We start from the raw sequence: 17,610 nt of genomic DNA on the forward strand, positions 1-17,610 counted from the left end.
GATGCATTTGCCGGGCTTGCGCGTCTTGCGCTTTTTCCTTGTCATCGCCGGCCTGACTGCGGCCACCACGCCTGCGCTGGCGCAAATTGCTCCCGATCCTACAGCGCGCGGCCCCTACACGGTGGCCAGCACAGAATACAAGTTGCCTGCCCGGCGCGACGTGCTGGTGGCGCCCTTCACGGTGACCGAACTCTGGGCGCGCATCTACCGTCCGACCAATGCTACCGGGCCGCGTCCGGTGATCGTGATGCTTCACGGCAACCACTCTACCTGCGGTCGCTTCGACCCGGCATTGCCAGGACGGGTGGACGACGATTCGACCTATACCGACAGTGGTCGATGCCCGGAGGGCTATGTCGTGGTGCCGAGCCACGAGGGCTACGCCTATCTTGCCAACCAGCTCGCCACCTGGGGCTACTTCGTCGTGTCGATCAATGCCAACCGCGGGATCAACGCGGGCTGGGGCGATGACGAGGATTTCGGCCTCAATCTCAGGCGCGGGCGGCTGATATTGCGCCATCTGATGCAGCTTGACCGTTGGAACACCGGCAACGGCTCGCTCAAGGCGCTGGGCTTCAATCTGCGCGGCCAGCTCGATTTCGAGCAGATCGGCTTGTTCGGCCATTCGCGCGGCGGCGAAGGGGTGCGCGCGGCGCTCAACCAGTACCGTGACATCGGCAGTATCTGGCCGAGCCAGTTCCGCAACAAGCCCAAGATCCGCGCGATTTTCGAGCTGGCGCCAGTCGATGGACAGACCAACCGCGTGCTCAACGCCGAAGGGGTTGCCTGGAACGTGCTGCTGCCGACCTGCGACGGCGACGTGTCGGACCTGCAGGGTCAGCACGTGTTCGATCGCATGATCACGGCCCGCGCCGAGACCACGCCGTCGCCCAAATCGATGTTCACTGTCGAGGGTACGAACCACAATTTCTACAACACGGAATGGCAGCAATCCGATTCGCAAGGGTGCTACAGCACTGATCCCCAGCAGCCGGTTGTGTTCGATCCCAATGCCGCGGGCTCGGAAGCGCAGCGCACGACCGCGCTCTATCCCGTAACCGCGTTCTTCCGAGCCAATCTCGGCAACGATCCGGCCGCGGTCTTCGGCAACCTGCTCGATCCGCAATACCGCATGCCTAACAAGCTCACCCGCGTGACCCGCTTCCGCCGCACCTATACCGACAATGTCGCGCGCAAGGGGAGCATCGTGCTCGACGATTTCGTCCGGCCCATCGGAGCCGGCGAGACGGGCCTTGGCAACGAAACGAGCAACCTCAAGTATTTCACCCAGACCTCCGTGCCCGAACATGACATTGTTGCCCAGTTCGGCGTGTTGGCGTGGGATACCACAGTCCTGAAGAGCAAGGGCGGCATGCCTTTCTATCAAGCCAGTGCTGCGGTTCCGGGCTCGGGCTTTACCGTCGATGCCTTCGACACACTGGAGTTTCGCATCGGCCTTGCCTGCAAGGGCTTTGCCGATGGCGGCTTCTACGGCTGTGAGGCAGACCCCGCCCTCAATCCATCCGGCACGACTGATTTCAGCGTCGCCATACTCTCGCCCGACGGCTTTATGAGCCGGACGGTCTCGCTCTCGCGCTATGCCCGGCCGCTGGCACCGGTGGGCATCGGGTACGGCCCGATCATCATCAATCAGGAGCCCCGCGTAGCGGGCGCGATCCTGCCCGGCAACGAACCGCCCGACGTTTTCAACGGCAACGGCCACCCGGTGCTGCAAACGGTGCGCATACCGCTGGCCGATTTCGGCCTGCTCAAGGGCGCCAGAGTGCGCGGCGCGCGGCTGACCTTTGACCGGGCCGCTATCGGCGCGATCTATCTTGGCAACCTGCGCTTCACCCGCGTGCTCGATGCCGGCAAGAGCACCGGTCCGGGACCGATACCGGGGCCGTTCGTGACGGCAGAGGTTCCGTCATCCCCGCCGGCCGCCCCCGCAGCCGCAGCACCGGTGATGCATATGCCCGCGCCGCGAATGATCGGCGGCGCGCAGGTCAGCCGCATCCTGCGCGAGCGGCGCAGCGTGGTCAGTGCCAGCCAGGTCATCGGAAGCGCCAAGTTTGCCGCCGCACCGGTCTGGCCTGCCCCGCGCGAGGTTGTGACCATCGCAATCTCGGTGCCGGAACCACTGGTGATCGGCGGCGCGCTGCTGACACTGCGGATCGGGGACCAGACCTTCCGCCTCGGCCAGGCGGTATCGGTGCCGACCCAGGGCCTTAAAGCCGCGCGCTTCATCCTGACGCCCGAAGCTTTTGCCGCCTTGCCGCAAGGCGCGCCGATGGTGCTCGAAAACGGGGCACAGCGCTTCGATCTCGGCACGCTCGACAAGGCCATGCTGCACTGACGGTAACGCCCCTTCAGGCGCGGCGCAGTACCATCACGGTATTGGCATGCATCTGAAGGGGGCCGTAGATCAGGCGGATCGCCCGGTCCGCAGCGCCGCGCACGAGGTCTTGTAGCTTGCGCGCGGCACGTCCGACCGGCCCGCCGGCATAGGGCCGGAAAGGTCGGCCGGCATATTCAACCCTGAGCGCCAGACCCTGCGCCAGCTGTTCGACGATGGCGGCCGAAAGCACCGAAACATGCGTCTGGTCGCCATGCTGGATCGGCAGCGAAAGCGGGCTTTGCCCATTGGGAAAGCGCAGGAACAAGAGGCCGCCCGGCTCGATCAGGCGGGCGGCGGCGGCCAGCAGCGCGATGTTCTGTTCTCGCGTAAGATGTTCCATCACGTCGATCGCGGCCAGAACACGCAGCCGGCCCGGAAGCACGCCCGGCCAGGCGGCAAAATCGAGCGGCAGCAGTCCCACTCCTGCGGCAAGTGCTTTATCGCGCGCGGCGGCTTGCACTTCCGAGCCGAAGACCCGCGCCCCCCGCGCTGACGCCCACCCCAGAAAGTTGCCGTTGCCGAAGCCCACTTCAGCAACCAGCGCCTCCGCATCGACCGCACGCCCCAGATAATGCGCGAAAAACTGCGCATCGGCACGCGACGGCTGCATGAAGGGCGCCTCATCCCAGCCCTTGAGTTCCTGGTAGTGCAGATAGCCGTCTTCCATCGCGCGCTCCGCCCGCTGTCGTGAAAGCCAAGACAAGCGTCTCCGGCCCGGCCCGGCAATGAAAGTCGCCCCCGAAATGGAGAGAGAGGCTGCGGGGCGATCCAGATAAAAACGCTGGAACCGCACATTTGTTCTATCTATGTTCCAACGCATGAGAACATCCGATTCCATCGTTCACGGGCGCGGGGCCCAGTCCGCCAGAGTGCCGACGCGCTTTGGCCTCAGCACGCGCGAGGCTGATGGAGACTGGCGTGATGTGGCCGAGGCGATCGATGGGCCCGGGCCCAAGTTGCGCACCACCGTGACCGAGGAGGCACCGAAATCGGTGCTCTCGTTCAACACCTCGCCCGACATTCCGTTTGACCGCTCGCTAAACCCCTATCGGGGCTGCGAGCACGGCTGCGTCTATTGCTACGCGCGGCCTACCCACGCCTGGCACGATCTTTCCCCCGGGCTGGATTTCGAGACGAAGCTTTTTGCCAAGCCTTCCGCACCCGCGCTGCTGCGGCAGGCCTTTGCGGGACGGAACTACCGCCCTGCCCCCTTGGCGCTGGGCACCAACACCGACCCCTATCAGCCGATCGAGGCGCGTTACCGCATCACGCGCGCGGTGCTCGAGCTGTGCCTGGAATCAGGGCATCCGGTCACGATCACCACCAAGTCGGCGCGGGTTCTGGACGACCTCGATTTGCTGCGACAGCTGGCCGAGCGGGGCCTGACGGCGGTTTCGATTTCGGTCACGAGCCTTGATCCAAGGCTCTCCGGCCTGCTCGAGCCGCGCGCTTCGGCCCCGGCCAAGCGGCTGGCGGCAATCGAGGCGCTGGCCATGGCGGGCGTTCACACCAATGTCTCCGTATCGCCGATCATCCCGGCGATTACCGACGACTTTATCGAAGCGATCCTCAGGCAAGCGGGATCACACGGCGCAGCCTCCGCCAGCTGGATCATGCTGCGCCTGCCGCACGAGGTGGCGCCGCTTTTTCGCGAATGGCTGGGCGTTCATTTCCCGGATCGGGCGGCCAAGGTCATGGCCATTGTCCAGTCGGTGCGCGGCGGCAAGGACAACGACGCGCGCTTTTTCAGCCGGATGAAGCCCACCGGTGTCTGGGCCGAGCTGGTGCGCACGCGCTTCCGGTTGGGGCTGAAGCGCTCGGGGATACCGCAGGCCAAGCCCGTGCTGGATTGCAACCAGTTCCGTCCGCCAAGCCGCGACGGGCAACTGGCGCTGTTCTAGAGCCTGATGACATGGCCGATCAAGGTGGATCAAACCCCTGTCATCGAACTCTAACCCGGCAATTGACCTGCCGGCACGTAGCGGCGTTCGCCGGTTACCGGATCGAACCAGACTTCGAGAGTCGTGCCGGTCTCGTGGTCGATTTCCCGCTCGCTGGTGCGTTGCCACTGCGCTCCGGCAACCGATTTCCGTCCGCGATAGCGAGCTTCAAACACCGTGCCGATCACGATCAGCACGGCTTGCAACCCCAGCATATAGGCAATCGGGCTGCCTTTGTCGCCACCGAGGCCAAGCAGGGCCAATGCGCCGGTCGCGAGGGCTGCAGCCAGGCCCAGCGCAGCTAGACGCGCGCCAGGACTCACAGCGGCTTCAGCTTCACAGCGGTGCCATAGGCAACCACTTCGTTCATCGTCTGGCCGATCGAGCCGGAATCGAAGCGCATCATCACCACGGCATCAGCGCCCATCAGGCTGGCGTTCATTACCAGGCGGTCGATCGCGTGGCGGCGGGTATCCTCGACCAGCGCGGTGTATTCCTTGATTTCGCCGCCAATGATCGAACGCAGGCCTGCGACGATATTGCCGCCGATGCCCCGGCTGCGCACCACCACACCAAACACCTGACCAAGGCATTCTGCCACTTCGCGCCCGGCGACGGCTTCGGTTGTCGATACGATCATGCTGTCAGGCTCTCTCTGGGGGCAAAGCGCACAAGCCGCGATGTGGCGACCGCCGCCTGCCGGTGGACGACGACCGGAGCATAGTCCGGATCCTTGACCATGCCCATGAAACTTGCGGCATCGGGATAGGCCATGACGAAGGTCTCGTCCCATTCCCATTCGGCGGGCCCGGTGACCATCGCCTCGAACCCGCCTGCCCAGACGATGTGGCCACCGGCGCGTTCCAGCACGGGCTGGATCGTGCGCATGTATTCCCGGTAGGCCTCGGCGCCGGTCAGGCCCTTGTCGGCAAGCGGATGTCCTTCGGGATAGGCGGCCTGTTCGCGAAACCGGACAAGGTTGAGCATGTGGATCGGGGTATTGCGCGGCAGTGCCTTGAACTTCTCGAAATTCTCGCGGCTCGGGTCGATATAGGCTTCAGCCATGTCAGGCGCTCCACTGGAAGTCGCGGAACTGCTCGCGCAGGTCCTTCTTGCTGATCTTGCCCGTGCCGGTGTGCGGGATTTCGTCAACGAAGGCGACCGCATCGGGGAGCCACCATTTTGCGACATGACCGGCCAGGTACTCGCGCAGCGCATCCTGGCAGACATCGGCGTCCGGCTTCTTGACTACGACCAGCAGCGGCCGCTCGTCCCAGCGCGGGTGATAGATGCCGATCGCTGCCGCCTCGACCACGCCGGGGAAGCCGATAGCAGCGTTCTCAAGCTCGACCGAGCTGATCCACTCGCCGCCCGACTTGATCACGTCCTTGGTGCGATCGGTAAGCTGGAGCGTGCCGTCCGGATGGATCACGGCAACGTCGCCGGTATCGAACCACTGCTCGGCATCAGTCGCATCGGCCTCGGCCTTGAAGTAGCGCTTCACCACCCACGGCCCACGTACCTGCAGCGCGCCGGAGGTCTTTCCGTCGCGCGGGAGGACCTTGCTGTAATCGCCCAGATCGACGCAGCGCAGCTCGACGCCGAAGGGCACGCGGCCCTGCATGGCCTTGATCGTGACCTGTTCCTCGAACGAAAGCTCGTCCCAATTCCACGTCTCGGTGCCGGTGGTGCCGATGGGCGAGGTTTCGGTCATGCCCCAGGCGTGGCTGACGCGCAGGCCTTTCTTCATGAAGCGTTCGATCATCGCGCGCGGCATTGCCGAACCGCCGCAGACGATCATCTTGAGGCTGGCGGGAATATCCTTGCCGGTCCCGTCGATATGCTGGAGCAGGCTGAGCCAGACGGTCGGCACGCCCGCCGAGGCCGTAACCCCCTCGCGCTCCATCAGGCCATGGAGCACTCCGCCATCGTTCACCGCACTGTAAACGAACTTGGCGCCTGCCGCTGCCCCCGCCCAGGGCAGGCCCCAACTGGCGGCATGGAACATCGGCACGATCGGCATCATCACCGTGCGGCAGTCAATTCCGAATGTGCCGGTAGTCATACAGGCCATGGCATGGAGCACGGTAGAACGGTGTTCGTAGAGCACCCCCTTGGGATTGCCGGTCGTGCCGCTGGTGTAGCAGAGCATGCACGGATCGCGCTCGTCGCCATCGGCCCATTCGCCTTGGCCGTCCTCGCTCGCGATCCAGTCCTCGAAGTGTTCGGCCGGGCCGCTGCTGTCGAAACAGATGTAATGTTCGATGGTTTTCCAGCGCGGTTTCATCCGCTCGACAATCGGCGCGAAGGCCGCATCGAACAGCAGCACGCGGTCCTCTGCGTGGTTGGCGATGTAGTCGAGCTGTTCGTCGAACAGGCGCGGGTTGATCGTATGCAGCACGCCGCCGACGCCGACTGCGCCGTACCAGGTGACGAGGTGGCGGTGATGGTTCATCGCCAGGGTGGCGACGCGGTCGCCTGGCTGGATCCCGAGTTTCGCCAGCTTCTGCGCCATGCGCATCGCATCGTGGCGAATGCCGGCCCAGGTCGTGCGTGTCTCGCTGCCATCGGCCCAACGCGAGACGATCTCGCGGCCGCCATGTTCGCGCGTGGCATGATCGATGAAACGCGTCACGCGCAGGGACCAATCCTGCATGGCGCCCAGCTGCATTCCAAACTCCCCTGTTTCTGTGCTTTTTCTATTCGACGAGCCGCAAGTGCCGGTCCGGCCTTGCGGTCAGGGCTACATTGGCAAGCCCTTCGACCGGAATCAATCGCTCGATGAGATCGCTGTCGAGCGCGAAGTTCGCGCCCAGGCGCAGGCAGGGCTCGCGGACGGTGCCGGTGCGAAGGCGGGCGATGACTTCGCCCCTCGCCCCTTCGGCGCGCGGCAGCAGCAGCGCGAGTTCGGACATGGCCTCAGGCCGCGTCACGTCGAGCCGCAGCAACATCCGTGCAGCACTGCTGACCGAGGCGAGCGGACGCGCCCCGCGCACGGTGATGCGCGGCGGCTCGTCCGGATTGGGCCGGTCAAGCTCGACTGTGAGCAGCACGCAGGTCCCCTCGCGCGCCCATTGCTGGAAGGGTTCGACCAGGGCCTCCTCGAAGCACGAAGCGGAGAACTGGCCGCTGCTGTCGGAGAAATCGGCGGCGATGAAGTCGCTGCCCTTCTTGGTCTTGCGCCGGTTCACCCCTTCGACAAGCGCTGCCATGACCGCACCGGTGCGGCTGCCCGCCGGGTCGCCTTCCCCGCTCATCAGGCTGCCATAAGTCCGCGCGCCATTGGCGGAAGCGACCGCGCGGTATTCGGTGACGGGATGCGCGGCGAAATAGAAGCCGAATGTATCACGCTCTGCGGCCATCTGATCGGCGCGCGACCATGGCGGCGTTTCGGCAAGGCGGGTGGCGGGCACGGCGTGATCCTCCGCGCCGAACAGCCCGGCCTGACCCGAAGTGCGCGAACGCACCGCCTCATCGGCCACCGCCATCAGCAATTCGGCATTGGCGGTGATCTGCGCCCGGTTTGGCTCCAGCGCATCGAATGCCCCTCCGGCGGCCAAGGCTTCAAGCCCGCGCCGGTTCATCGCGCCGGCCGGCAGGCGGCGGAACAGATCATCAAGGCTCGCATAGGGCCCGTTCGCCTCGCGCTCGGCCACGATGGCCTCCATCGCCTTCTCGCCGACATTGCGAAGCCCCGCGAGCGCATAGCGCACGGCATAGCCATCCTCGGTCCGCTCGACCGTGAACTCGGCCTCCGAGCGATTGATGTCGGGCCCGTAGAGCGCAAGGCCGGCACGGCGCATGTCGTCGACGAAGACCGCGAGCTTTTCCGACTGGTGCATGTCAAAGCACATCGAGGCGGCGTAGAATTCGTGCGGGTAGTGTGTCTTGAGCCAGGCGGTCTGGTAGGCGAGCAGCGCATAGGCGGCGGCGTGGGACTTGTTGAAGCCGTACCCGGCGAACTTGTCGATCAAGTCGAACAGCTCGTTGGCCTTCTTGGCGTCGATCCCGGACACGGTGAGGCAGCCATCGACAAAGCGCTGGCGCTGCGCGTCCATTTCAGCCTGGACTTTCTTGCCCATGGCGCGGCGCAAGAGGTCTGCATCGCCCAGCGAATAGCCCGCCAGGATCTGCGCGGCCTGCATGACCTGTTCCTGATAGACGAAGATGCCGTAGGTCTCGGCGAGAATGACCGAGAGCTTCTCGTGCGGGTACTCGATTTCCTCAAGCCCGTTCTTGCGGCGGCCGAACAGCGGGATGTTATCCATCGGGCCCGGGCGGTAAAGCGAGACGAGCGCGATGATGTCACCGAAGTTGGTGGGCTTTACCGCCGCGAGGGTGCGGCGCATGCCTTCGGATTCCAGCTGGAACACGCCGACGGTATCGCCCGACTGGAGCAGCTTGTAGACCTGCGCATCATCCCAGGCGAGGCGGTCGAGATCGATCTGGATACCGCGCCTCGCCATCAGATCGACGGCCTTGCGCAAGACGGAAAGCGTCTTGAGGCCGAGGAAGTCGAACTTCACGAGGCCCGCTTCCTCGACGAACTTCATGTCGAACTGCGTGACCGGCATGTCCGAACGCGGATCGCGGTAAAGCGGGACAAGCTGCGCCAGTGGCCGGTCGCCAATCACCACGCCCGCCGCGTGGGTCGAGCTGTTGCGCGGCAGACCTTCGAGCTGCATCGCCAAGTCGATCAGGCGTCGCACTTCGGGATCGCGGTCGTATTCGCGCTTCAAGTCCGCCACGCCGTTGAGCGCGCGCGGAAGCGGCCAGGGGTCGGTCGGGTGGTTGGGCACCATCTTGCACAGGCGGTCGACCTGCCCGTAGCTCATCTGGAGGATGCGCCCCGTATCGCGCAGCACCGCGCGGGCCTTGAGCTTGCCGAACGTGATGATCTGCGCGACGTGATCGTCGCCATACTTCCGCTGGACGTAGCGGATCACCTCGCCGCGCCGGGTTTCGCAGAAGTCGATATCGAAGTCCGGCATCGAGACGCGTTCCGGGTTGAGGAAGCGTTCGAACAGCAGGCCGAGCTTGATCGGATCGAGATCGGTGATGGTGAGCGCCCAAGCTACCAGCGAGCCCGCGCCCGATCCGCGCCCCGGCCCCACCGGAATGCCCTGTTCCTTGGCCCACTTGATGAAGTCGGCCACGATCAGGAAGTAGCCGCCGAAGCCCATGCGGTTGATGATGTTGATCTCGAATTCGAGCCGGTCGCGGTATTGCTTTACCTCGTCCCAATGGTCAGCGGCCTTGAGCCCCTCGAAGGTCTTCGCGTCCAGGTCTTCAACCGGGCACGTCAGCGCCTCGACCAGCTCGTCCCAGACGGCCTCAGGATAATAAGGCTTCATCCGCGCGACGAGGCCATGGCGCGAGTCCGCCGCCATCATCCGCGCCTCGCCTTCCTTGTCGCCGGCAAGGCTGGGGAGGATCGGGCTACGCTTGGGCGGCTTGAACGCGGTGCGCTGCGCGACGACAAGCGTGTTGGCGAGCGCTTCGGGGCAGTCCGCGAAAATTTCCTCCATCATCGGCGCCGGCTTGATCCACCATTCCTTGGAGGAGCGCGGACGATCGGCGGAATCGACGTGGGTCGAGCTTGCGATGCAGAGCATGGCATCATGCGCATCGTAGAACGCGCGTTCGGCGAAGCTGGCGGGGTTGGTCGCGACGAGCGGCAGATCGCGGGCGTAGGCGAGATCGATCAGCGCCGCTTCGGCGGCCATTTCGGCAGGATCGCCGCGCCGGGCGAGTTCGATGTAGAGCCGCTGGGGCAAAAGCGCTTCCAGCCCGGCGAGATAGGCCTCTGCCGCGCTTTGCTGGCCATCGGCGAGCAGGCGGGCCAGCGCCCCCTCCCCGGCGGCGGTCAGGCAGAGTAGGCCCTCGCTGTGACCCTCAAGCTCGGCCAGCGGCACATGCGGCGCGAATTCGACCGGCCGCGCCAAGTGGGCGCGGCTGACGAGGTGGCAGAGGTTGTCATAGCCCTTGGCATCCTGCGCATAGAGCGCGAGCCAGTCGATGGTGGGCGCGCCGGCGCCGAAGCCGGTAGGAGCCGCCCCTTCCCGCGCGGGCCGCGCGACCGCAAGCATGGTGCCGATGATCGGCTGCACCCCCACATCGAAGCAGGCCTTGGCAAAGGCGACGCTGCCATAAAGCCCGTTGCGATCGGTGATGGCAATCGCCGGAAACCCCCGCTCCGCCGCCGTCTTGGCAATCGCCTTGGGATCGATCGCGCCGTCGAGCATCGTGTAGGAGGAAAAGATGCGCAGCGGGACGAAGGGGGCGTGGGGCATCGCATCAGGTTAGGGCGCGGGGGGTGATTCTGCGAGGGTTGAGAGGGGCATTATCAACCGGGAAAAACCCTCTCTCCTCCCGTTCGTGTCGAGCGAAGTCGAGACACCACACGCAGCGCCTGGTGTCTCGACTTCGCTCGACACGAACGGATGTGGGTGTGTTTGACTTAAAGGAGCGCCTCGATATCCTTCTCCAGCTTCTCCGGCTTGTCCGTCGGGCCATAGCGGCGCACGACTTTGCCATCGCGGCCGATCAGGAACTTGGTGAAGTTCCACTTGATGCCCTTGGTGCCGAGCACGCCGGGAGCCTTCTGTTTCAGCCACTGGTAAAGCGGGTCGGCATTGGCGCCGTTGACTTCGATCTTGGACATGAGCGGGAAGCTCACGCCGAAATTGACCTTGCAGAAGCTCTCGATTTCGTCCGCCGTGCCCGGCTCCTGCCCGCCGAACTGGTTGCAGGGGAACGCCAGGACTTCAAAGCCGCGCTCGCCGTATTTGCGCCACAGTGCCTCGAGTCCGTCGTACTGCGGAGTGAAGCCGCACTTGGAGGCGGTGTTGACGACGAGGAGCACCTTGCCGGCCTTGTCGGCGAGGTTCATTTCTTTGCCGCCGGGCATCTTGACGGTGAAATCGGCGATGGTCTGCGGGCTGGTCATGCGCGGGCTCCCTGATGTGCTTTGTGCGCAGGCTCGCACGGGCGCGCGCGGGGATCAAGGGGCGCGCTCTTCACCCCTCCACCACCGCTTCGCGGCGGTCCCCTTCCCCGTTTGGGCTGCGCAAAAATGGGGAGGACCGTTTTGACCCTCCCTGTTTTGCCCTGAGCTTGTCGAAGGGCCAAACGGGGAGGTGGCAGCCCGCGGGGCTGACGGAGGGGTAATCAGGCGAGCAAACCCTCGTGCAGCCGCACCACACGGTCCATGCGCAGCGCGAGGCGCTCGTTGTGCGTCGCGACCAGCGCCGAACTGCCCTCGCCGCGCACCAGCTTGAGGAACTCGCCGAGCACCTTGTCGGCGGTCGCTTCGTCAAGATTGCCGGTGGGCTCGTCCGCCAGCACGAGGCCAGGGCGATTGGCGAGCGCGCGGGCGACGGCGACGCGCTGCTGCTCGCCGCCCGAAAGCTGGCTCGGCCGGTGCGTCAGGCGGTGGCCGAGGCCGAGCGCGGCGAGCAGTTCCTCGGCCCGCGCCTTCGCCTGCGCGGCCGACTTGCCCGCGATCAGCTGCGGCAGGACGACGTTTTCGGTCGCGTTGAAATCGGGCAGCAGGTGGTGGAACTGGTAGACGAAGCCGAGGTGATCGCGGCGCAGCGCAGTGCGTGCATCCGCCGAAAGCGCACTCGCCTCGATCCCGGCAATCTCGATCCTGCCGGTAAACCCGCCTTCGAGCAGACCGACCGCCTGGAGCATGGTCGATTTGCCAGAACCCGAAGGCCCGAGCAGCGCCACGATCTCACCGGGCCGGATGGCAAGATCGATGCCGCGCAGGACCTCGATCGTCTCCTCGCCCTGGCTGAAGCTGCGCTTCAAGCCCTCAAGGCGAACGAAGGGCGGCAGGGCGTCGAACAACGTCGGCTCGTCCGGATCATTCATAACGCAGCACCTGCACCGGATCGGTGCTCGCCGCCGCGAGCGCCGGATAGAGTGTCGCGAGGAAGCTGAGCACGAGCGCCATAATGCAGATCACGGTGATCTCGATCGGATCGCTGCGGCTGGGCAGTTCGGTGAGGAAGCGAATCTGCGGATCCCACAATGGCTGGCCGGTCAGGAGCTCCACGCCGTTCACGACCTGCTGGCGGAAGTAGAGGAACACCAGGCCAAGCCCCAACCCGACCGCCGTGCCCAGCGCGCCGATCACGAAGCCGATCGTGACGAAGACTTTGAGCAGGCTCGTGCGGGTGGCCCCCATGGTGCGCAGGATCGCGATGTCGCGCGTCTTGGCGCGCACCAGCATGATCAGCGAGGAGAGGATATTGAACACCGCTACGAGCACGATGATCGAAAGCACCACGAACATGGCCACCCGTTCGACCGCCAATGCCTCGAAGAGGCTGGCGTTGATCGTCTTCCAGTCGGTCACTTGCGCGCGGCCTGCCAGCGACTGCTTGATCGGCGCGAGCGTCTGCGCGGCGGTATCGGCGTCGGTGGTCGTCACCTCGATCATGCCGATGGTGTCGCCCGTCAGCAGCAGCGTCTGCGCGTCGGCAATCGGCATGACGACATAGGCCTGATCGTAATCATAGACGCCGATCTCGAAGATCGCCGCGACCCGGTAGCCGATCTGGCGCGGCACGGTGCCAAACGGAGTGGCGCGCCCTTGCGGATTGATGATCGTGATCGTGTCGCCCAATTGCGCGCCGAGGCTTTCGGCAAGGCGCGAACCGATCGCAACATTGGTCGAACCGGGACGGAGTTCGGCGAAGTTGCCGACGACGCGCTTGGCTTCGAGCCGCTTGATATCCGCCGAGGTGTTGCCTCGGACCAAAATCGCCTCGACCCGGCCGTTGAAGGTGGCAAGCAGCGGCTGCTCGATCAGCGGCGTGGCGCGGGTGACTCCTGGTGTGGCTTCAACCCGCTTCAGGATGTCCTGCCAATCGTCTAGCCGCCCGCCATAGGCCTGAATGATCGCGTGGCCATTGAGCCCGACGATCTTGTCGAGCAGTTCGGCGCGAAAGCCGTTCATCACGCTCATCACGATGACCAGCGCCGCAACGCCGAGCATGACCGCGACAAGGCTGATGCCTGCGACCATGGCAATGAATGCCTCGCCCCGGCCCGGCAGCATGTAGCGCTTGGCGATGGTCCATTCGAAGGGCGAGAGGATCAAGTGGGGGCTCTCTTGTGCATGCGTGCCGCCATCTAGGCGCAAGTGCCGGGCGTGGCAACCGTGAGCACGGGGCGGAACGCCGCTTCCGAGACACTTGCGTTACGCCCCAAAGCTCGCCACATGGCGCGGGAAGGCGCTGGCACAGGCGCCGCAGCGCAGAACCCGGAACGCCCATGAACTTCACCGATCCCCTTTGCGGCGCGGCCCATCCCTTTTTCGATGAGCATGGCGACAAGCTGCGCGAAGAATGCGGCATTTTCGGCGTGCTCGGCGCGCGTGATGCCGCTGCCATCGCCGCGCTGGGGCTGCACGCGCTGCAGCACCGCGGCCAGGAAGCGGTGGGGATCACCAGTTTCGACGGGCAGGAGTTCTATTCGCGCCGGGGCCTTGGCCATGTCGCGCAGAATTTCTCGAGCGGTCAGGCGATTGCCGAACTGCCCGGCACGATGGCGGCAGGCCACGTGCGGTATTCGACCACCGGCGGTTCGGGCCTGCGCAATGTGCAGCCGCTGTTCGCCGATCTTGCCACCGGCGGCTTTGCCATCGCGCACAATGGCAATATCTCGAACGCGATGACCCTGAAGCGCGACCTTGTCGGCAAGGGCGCGATCTTCCAGTCGACATCGGACACCGAGGTGATCATCCACCTCGTCGCGACGAGCCGCTATCCAACCCTGCTCGACCGCTTCATCGATGCGTTGCGCCTTGTCGAAGGCGCCTATTCGCTGATCTGCCTCACCAACGAGGGCATGATCGCCTGCCGCGATCCGCTGGGCATCCGCCCGCTGGTCATGGGCAAGCTGGGCGATGCGGTGGTTTTCGCGAGCGAGACCGTGGCGCTCGACGTGATCGGCGCCGATCTTGTGCGAGAGGTCGAACCGGGCGAACTCATCCAGGTGGGGCATGACGGCGAGATCCGCTGCCACCACCCCTTCGGCCAGACGAGCCCGCGCCCGTGCATTTTCGAGCACGTCTATTTCAGCCGCCCGGATTCGCTGATGGGCGGCCGCTCGGTTTATGAAGTGCGCAAGGCGATCGGCGCCGAGCTGGCGCGGGAATCAGCCATCGATGCCGATCTCGTGATCCCGGTGCCTGACAGCGGCGTTCCGGCGGCGCTTGGCTACGCCAACCAGTCGGGCATTCCTTTCGAACTCGGCATCATCCGTTCGCACTATGTCGGCCGCACCTTCATCCAGCCTTCGGACGGCGCGCGCCATGCCGATGTGAAGCGCAAGCACAACGCCAACCGCGCGCTGGTGGCGGGCAAGCGCATCGTGCTGATCGACGATTCGATCGTGCGCGGCACCACCTCGATGAAAATCGTCCAGATGATGCGCGATGCCGGCGCACGCGAGGTGCATTTCCGCGTCGCCAGCCCGCCGACCGAGCATTCCTGCTTCTATGGCGTCGATACGCCCGAACGCTCCAAGCTGCTTGCCGCGCGCATGGATGTCGATGCCATGGCCCATTTCATCCATGCCGACAGCCTTGCCTTCGTTTCGATCGACGGCCTTTACCGCGCGGTGGGCGAGGCGCAGCGCAATGCGTCCTGTCCGCAATACTGCGACGCCTGCTTCAGCGGCGAATACCCTACCCGGCTGACCGACCTTGCCGAGCGTGACGGCGCGGGCCAGTTGCCGCTTGCCGTGGACAAGGTGGCATGAGCGAGGCCGTGAACAACAAGCCGCTCACCGGCCAGCTCGCTCTCGTTACCGGCGCAAGCCGCGGGATCGGCGCGGCAACCGCCAAGGCGCTGGCCGCAGCGGGCGCGCATGTGATCCTGACAGCGCGCGCGGGCAAGGACCTCGAAGGCGTCGAGCAGGCAATCTACGAGACCGGCGGCAGCGCCACGATCGCACCCGTAGACCTTGCCGAACCCGACGGTATCGCCCGCCTCGCCGCCGCAATCGGCCGGCGCTGGGACGCGCTTGATATTCTGGTGATCAACGCCGCCGTGCTGCCGACGCTGACACCCGTTTGGCAGATCGAGCCCAAGGACCTCAGCCGGGCCATGACGCTCAACGTGCTGGCGACCCAGTCGCTGATCGCGGGCTTTGATCCCATGCTCAAGAAGAGCACCGACGCGCGGGTGATCGGGGTGACTTCCAGTGTCGCTGCGCGGCCCCGCGCCTACTGGGGTGCCTATGGCGCGACCAAGGCGGCGTTCGAGAACCTGCTCGATGCCTATGCCCAGGAAGTCCGCGCGATCTCGGCGATCCGGGTTGCGATTCTGGATCCCGGCGCGACGCGGACAGCGATGCGCGCCAAGGCCTATCCCGGCGAAGATCCGACAAGCGTGAAGCCGCCCGAAGTCGTGGCGGATCACATCGTCCACCTGCTTGGTGAATCGTTTGCCAGCCCACATCGGGAATCAATTAACCAGCCCCGCGAACCAAAGGTTCTAACACCGGGTTAAACGCGTCTGGCGATAGTCTGGTGAGGCGTTCCCGAGCGGGGATCGCGACTCGGCTCAGGACAATCGCCATGCACAAGGACTGGGATCCTTACGCCAACGAAGCCTACTACCTGGCAACTCAGGAAGACCGCTGTGCGCCGCGCAGCAAAGTCAATATCCCGGCAAGCCTGAGGCCCACGGGTGCCAAGGGTTTCCACACGGTGGTGCACGATCTCTCGCTCGGCGGGTTCTCCGCGACGGCACTCAACCGCATGCATGTCGGCACGATCTGCTGGCTCACCCTGCCAGGGCTGGAATCGCTGCAGAGCGAGGTGGTCTGGTGGCAGCGCGGCCAGGTCGGCTGCGCTTTCGCGAGCCTTTTGAGCCCGATCATCCACGACAACATCCTTCAGCGCTATCGCGGCGATGGGGTCTACCGCCCGGTTGCGTGAGGACGATTCGTAAAGATTTTATTAAAATCTTTCAACGAACCTCAAGTCTGCTTGAGGAGTGTGACCTGGCTGACGGTTATCCCTCCGCCAGCAAAGCCGGCCTCGCAATACATCAGATAGAACCGCCAGAGCCGAACGAAGCGGGCATCGAACCCGGCCGGCAGCTGCCCCCCTTCCACCGCGCGGTCGAAAGCCTCGCGCCACAGCCGCAGGGTGCGGGCATAGTCTGCGGCGAAGTCGGTCTGGTCAGCCCATTCCAGCCCGCGCTCGGCGGCCAGGCGGCGGAACTCGCTGACGCTGAGCAGCATGCCGCCGGGGAAGATGTAGGTCTGGATGAAATCGGCGCTGCGGGCATAGGCCTCGAACAGGTCGTCGCGGATCGCGATGTACTGCAGCGCGGCGCGGCCGCCCGGCTTCAGCGCGCGAGCAATGCAGGCAAGGTAGGTCGGCCACCACTCGCGGCCGACCGCCTCGACCATCTCGGTGCTGACGACGGCATCGAACACGCCCTCGACATCGCGGTAGTCCTGTCTCCGGTATTCCAGCCCCGGCAGCGACTGCTCCGCGGCCTGCACGCGGGCCCAGGCGAGCTGGGGTTCCGAAAGGCTGATCGCGGTGACGCCGACCTTGTGCCGCTCGGCAATGCGGCGCGCCATGTAGCCCCACCCGCAGCCGATCTCGAGCACCTTGTCGCCGGGCTGGAGCGCGAGCCGTTCGGCCATGCGGTCCACCTTGCCGCGCTGCGCGTCTTCAAGCGAAGCTCCGGCGGGAAGGCCGTCCCAGCAGGCAGCCGAATAGCTCATCGTAGGATCGAGCCAAAGCGCGTAGAAATCGTTGCCGAGGTCGTAATGCGCTGAAATGTTGCGCGCGGCGCGACCGCGGCTGTTGCGGCGCAGGCTGTGGAGCAGCCGTGCGCCGAGCCGCCAGAGCCCTTTGGCCCGCGCGGTATCGCCCAGCGTTGCCGCATTGCGCACGAACAAGGTGAACAGCAGCACCGGATCGGGGCTGTCCCACTCGCCTGCCTCGTAGCCCTGATAGCAGCCGACCGAGCCGCTGGTCACTAGCCGCACCACCGCACGCCAATCGTGCACGGTGACTTGCGCCGCAGGCCCATCGCCCCGTCCGCCGAGCAGCCGCGTCAGTCCGCCCGGGAAGTGCGCGATCAGCGATCCCTGGGCAAGGCCAGCGTCGATACGATCGAGAATGCGCCCAATGGGCCCGGCAAACAGGCGCGTGAGCCTGCCGCCCGTGCTGGCGAGGGGCTTGCCGCCCGCGATGAGATGCCCGCCCCGTCCGGGCACATGCGCATTCAT

Annotated in this window: 15 protein-coding genes; 5 read left to right on the forward strand and 10 right to left on the reverse strand. The window is 65.3% G+C overall.

Annotated features, from left to right (window positions below; genetic code table 11):
- Window positions 1-121 precede the first annotated feature (121 nt).
- Window positions 122-2,356, forward strand: a complete 2,235-nt coding sequence (locus tag WCL10_RS05990) for a hypothetical protein (protein ID WP_336894723.1) — start codon at window positions 122-124, stop codon at window positions 2,354-2,356.
- A gap of 13 nt (window positions 2,357-2,369) precedes the next feature.
- On the opposite strand, the gene WCL10_RS05995 is transcribed toward WCL10_RS05990, so the two are convergent.
- Complete coding sequence (locus WCL10_RS05995; protein WP_336894724.1) at window positions 2,370-3,065, reverse strand: hypothetical protein; 696 nt, start codon at window positions 3,063-3,065, stop codon at window positions 2,370-2,372.
- Between the two features lie 151 nt (window positions 3,066-3,216).
- Here WCL10_RS05995 and WCL10_RS06000 point away from each other — a divergent pair, with 151 nt between their 5' ends.
- Complete coding sequence (locus WCL10_RS06000) at window positions 3,217-4,299, forward strand: PA0069 family radical SAM protein (RefSeq protein ID WP_336894725.1); 1,083 nt, start codon at window positions 3,217-3,219, stop codon at window positions 4,297-4,299.
- A gap of 50 nt (window positions 4,300-4,349) precedes the next feature.
- Here WCL10_RS06000 and WCL10_RS06005 read toward each other — a convergent pair whose 3' ends face one another.
- The 8 genes from WCL10_RS06005 to WCL10_RS06040 all read right to left on the reverse strand — a co-directional run bounded on the left by WCL10_RS06005 (window position 4,350) and on the right by WCL10_RS06040 (window position 13,450).
- Window positions 4,350-4,661, reverse strand: a complete 312-nt coding sequence (locus WCL10_RS06005) for a hypothetical protein (protein WP_336894726.1) — start codon at window positions 4,659-4,661, stop codon at window positions 4,350-4,352.
- A complete protein-coding gene (locus tag WCL10_RS06010; RefSeq protein WP_336894727.1) occupies window positions 4,658-4,978 on the reverse strand; it encodes a YbjQ family protein in 321 nt (106 codons plus the stop codon). Before WCL10_RS06010 ends, WCL10_RS06005 begins: the two co-directional genes overlap by 4 nt.
- Entirely contained in the window at window positions 4,975-5,403 is a 429-nt protein-coding gene (locus WCL10_RS06015) for a DUF1330 domain-containing protein (RefSeq protein ID WP_336894728.1), read from the reverse strand. The genes WCL10_RS06010 and WCL10_RS06015 overlap by 4 nt, the downstream gene beginning before the upstream one ends.
- A gap of 1 nt (window position 5,404) precedes the next feature.
- Window positions 5,405-7,009 carry a long-chain fatty acid--CoA ligase gene (locus WCL10_RS06020; RefSeq protein WP_336894729.1) on the reverse strand — a complete coding sequence of 535 codons (1,605 nt, stop codon included), beginning with the start codon at window positions 7,007-7,009 and terminating at the stop codon, window positions 5,405-5,407.
- Between the two features lie 28 nt (window positions 7,010-7,037).
- Window positions 7,038-10,631, reverse strand: a complete 3,594-nt coding sequence (dnaE, locus tag WCL10_RS06025; protein ID WP_336894730.1) for a DNA polymerase III subunit alpha — start codon at window positions 10,629-10,631, stop codon at window positions 7,038-7,040.
- A gap of 167 nt (window positions 10,632-10,798) precedes the next feature.
- Window positions 10,799-11,287 carry a glutathione peroxidase gene (locus WCL10_RS06030; protein WP_336894731.1) on the reverse strand — a complete coding sequence of 163 codons (489 nt, stop codon included), beginning with the start codon at window positions 11,285-11,287 and terminating at the stop codon, window positions 10,799-10,801.
- 221 nt (window positions 11,288-11,508) lie between these two features.
- On the reverse strand, window positions 11,509-12,216 hold the full coding sequence (locus WCL10_RS06035) for an ABC transporter ATP-binding protein (protein ID WP_336894732.1): 708 nt from the start codon (window positions 12,214-12,216) through the stop codon (window positions 11,509-11,511).
- The gene (locus tag WCL10_RS06040) at window positions 12,209-13,450 is read right to left on the reverse strand and encodes a lipoprotein-releasing ABC transporter permease subunit (RefSeq protein WP_336894733.1); all 1,242 of its coding nucleotides are present in this window, start codon (window positions 13,448-13,450) and stop codon (window positions 12,209-12,211) included. The genes WCL10_RS06035 and WCL10_RS06040 overlap by 8 nt, the downstream gene beginning before the upstream one ends.
- Before the next feature lie 173 nt (window positions 13,451-13,623).
- Here WCL10_RS06040 and purF point away from each other — a divergent pair, with 173 nt between their 5' ends.
- From purF to WCL10_RS06055, 3 genes are all read left to right on the forward strand, one after another.
- The gene (gene purF, locus WCL10_RS06045; protein ID WP_336894734.1) at window positions 13,624-15,114 is read left to right on the forward strand and encodes an amidophosphoribosyltransferase; all 1,491 of its coding nucleotides are present in this window, start codon (window positions 13,624-13,626) and stop codon (window positions 15,112-15,114) included.
- Window positions 15,111-15,866, forward strand: a complete 756-nt coding sequence (locus tag WCL10_RS06050) for an SDR family NAD(P)-dependent oxidoreductase (protein ID WP_336894735.1) — start codon at window positions 15,111-15,113, stop codon at window positions 15,864-15,866. Before purF ends, WCL10_RS06050 begins: the two co-directional genes overlap by 4 nt.
- 68 nt (window positions 15,867-15,934) lie before the next feature.
- Window positions 15,935-16,297, forward strand: a complete 363-nt coding sequence (locus tag WCL10_RS06055) for a PilZ domain-containing protein (RefSeq protein WP_336894736.1) — start codon at window positions 15,935-15,937, stop codon at window positions 16,295-16,297.
- A gap of 41 nt (window positions 16,298-16,338) precedes the next feature.
- Here the strand turns inward: WCL10_RS06055 and WCL10_RS06060 are convergent, their stop codons facing one another.
- A complete protein-coding gene (locus tag WCL10_RS06060; RefSeq protein WP_336894737.1) occupies window positions 16,339-17,610 on the reverse strand; it encodes a cyclopropane-fatty-acyl-phospholipid synthase family protein in 1,272 nt (423 codons plus the stop codon).

The organism is Novosphingobium sp. (genome assembly GCF_037133355.1).
Lineage (GTDB): Bacteria > Pseudomonadota > Alphaproteobacteria > Sphingomonadales > Sphingomonadaceae > Novosphingobium.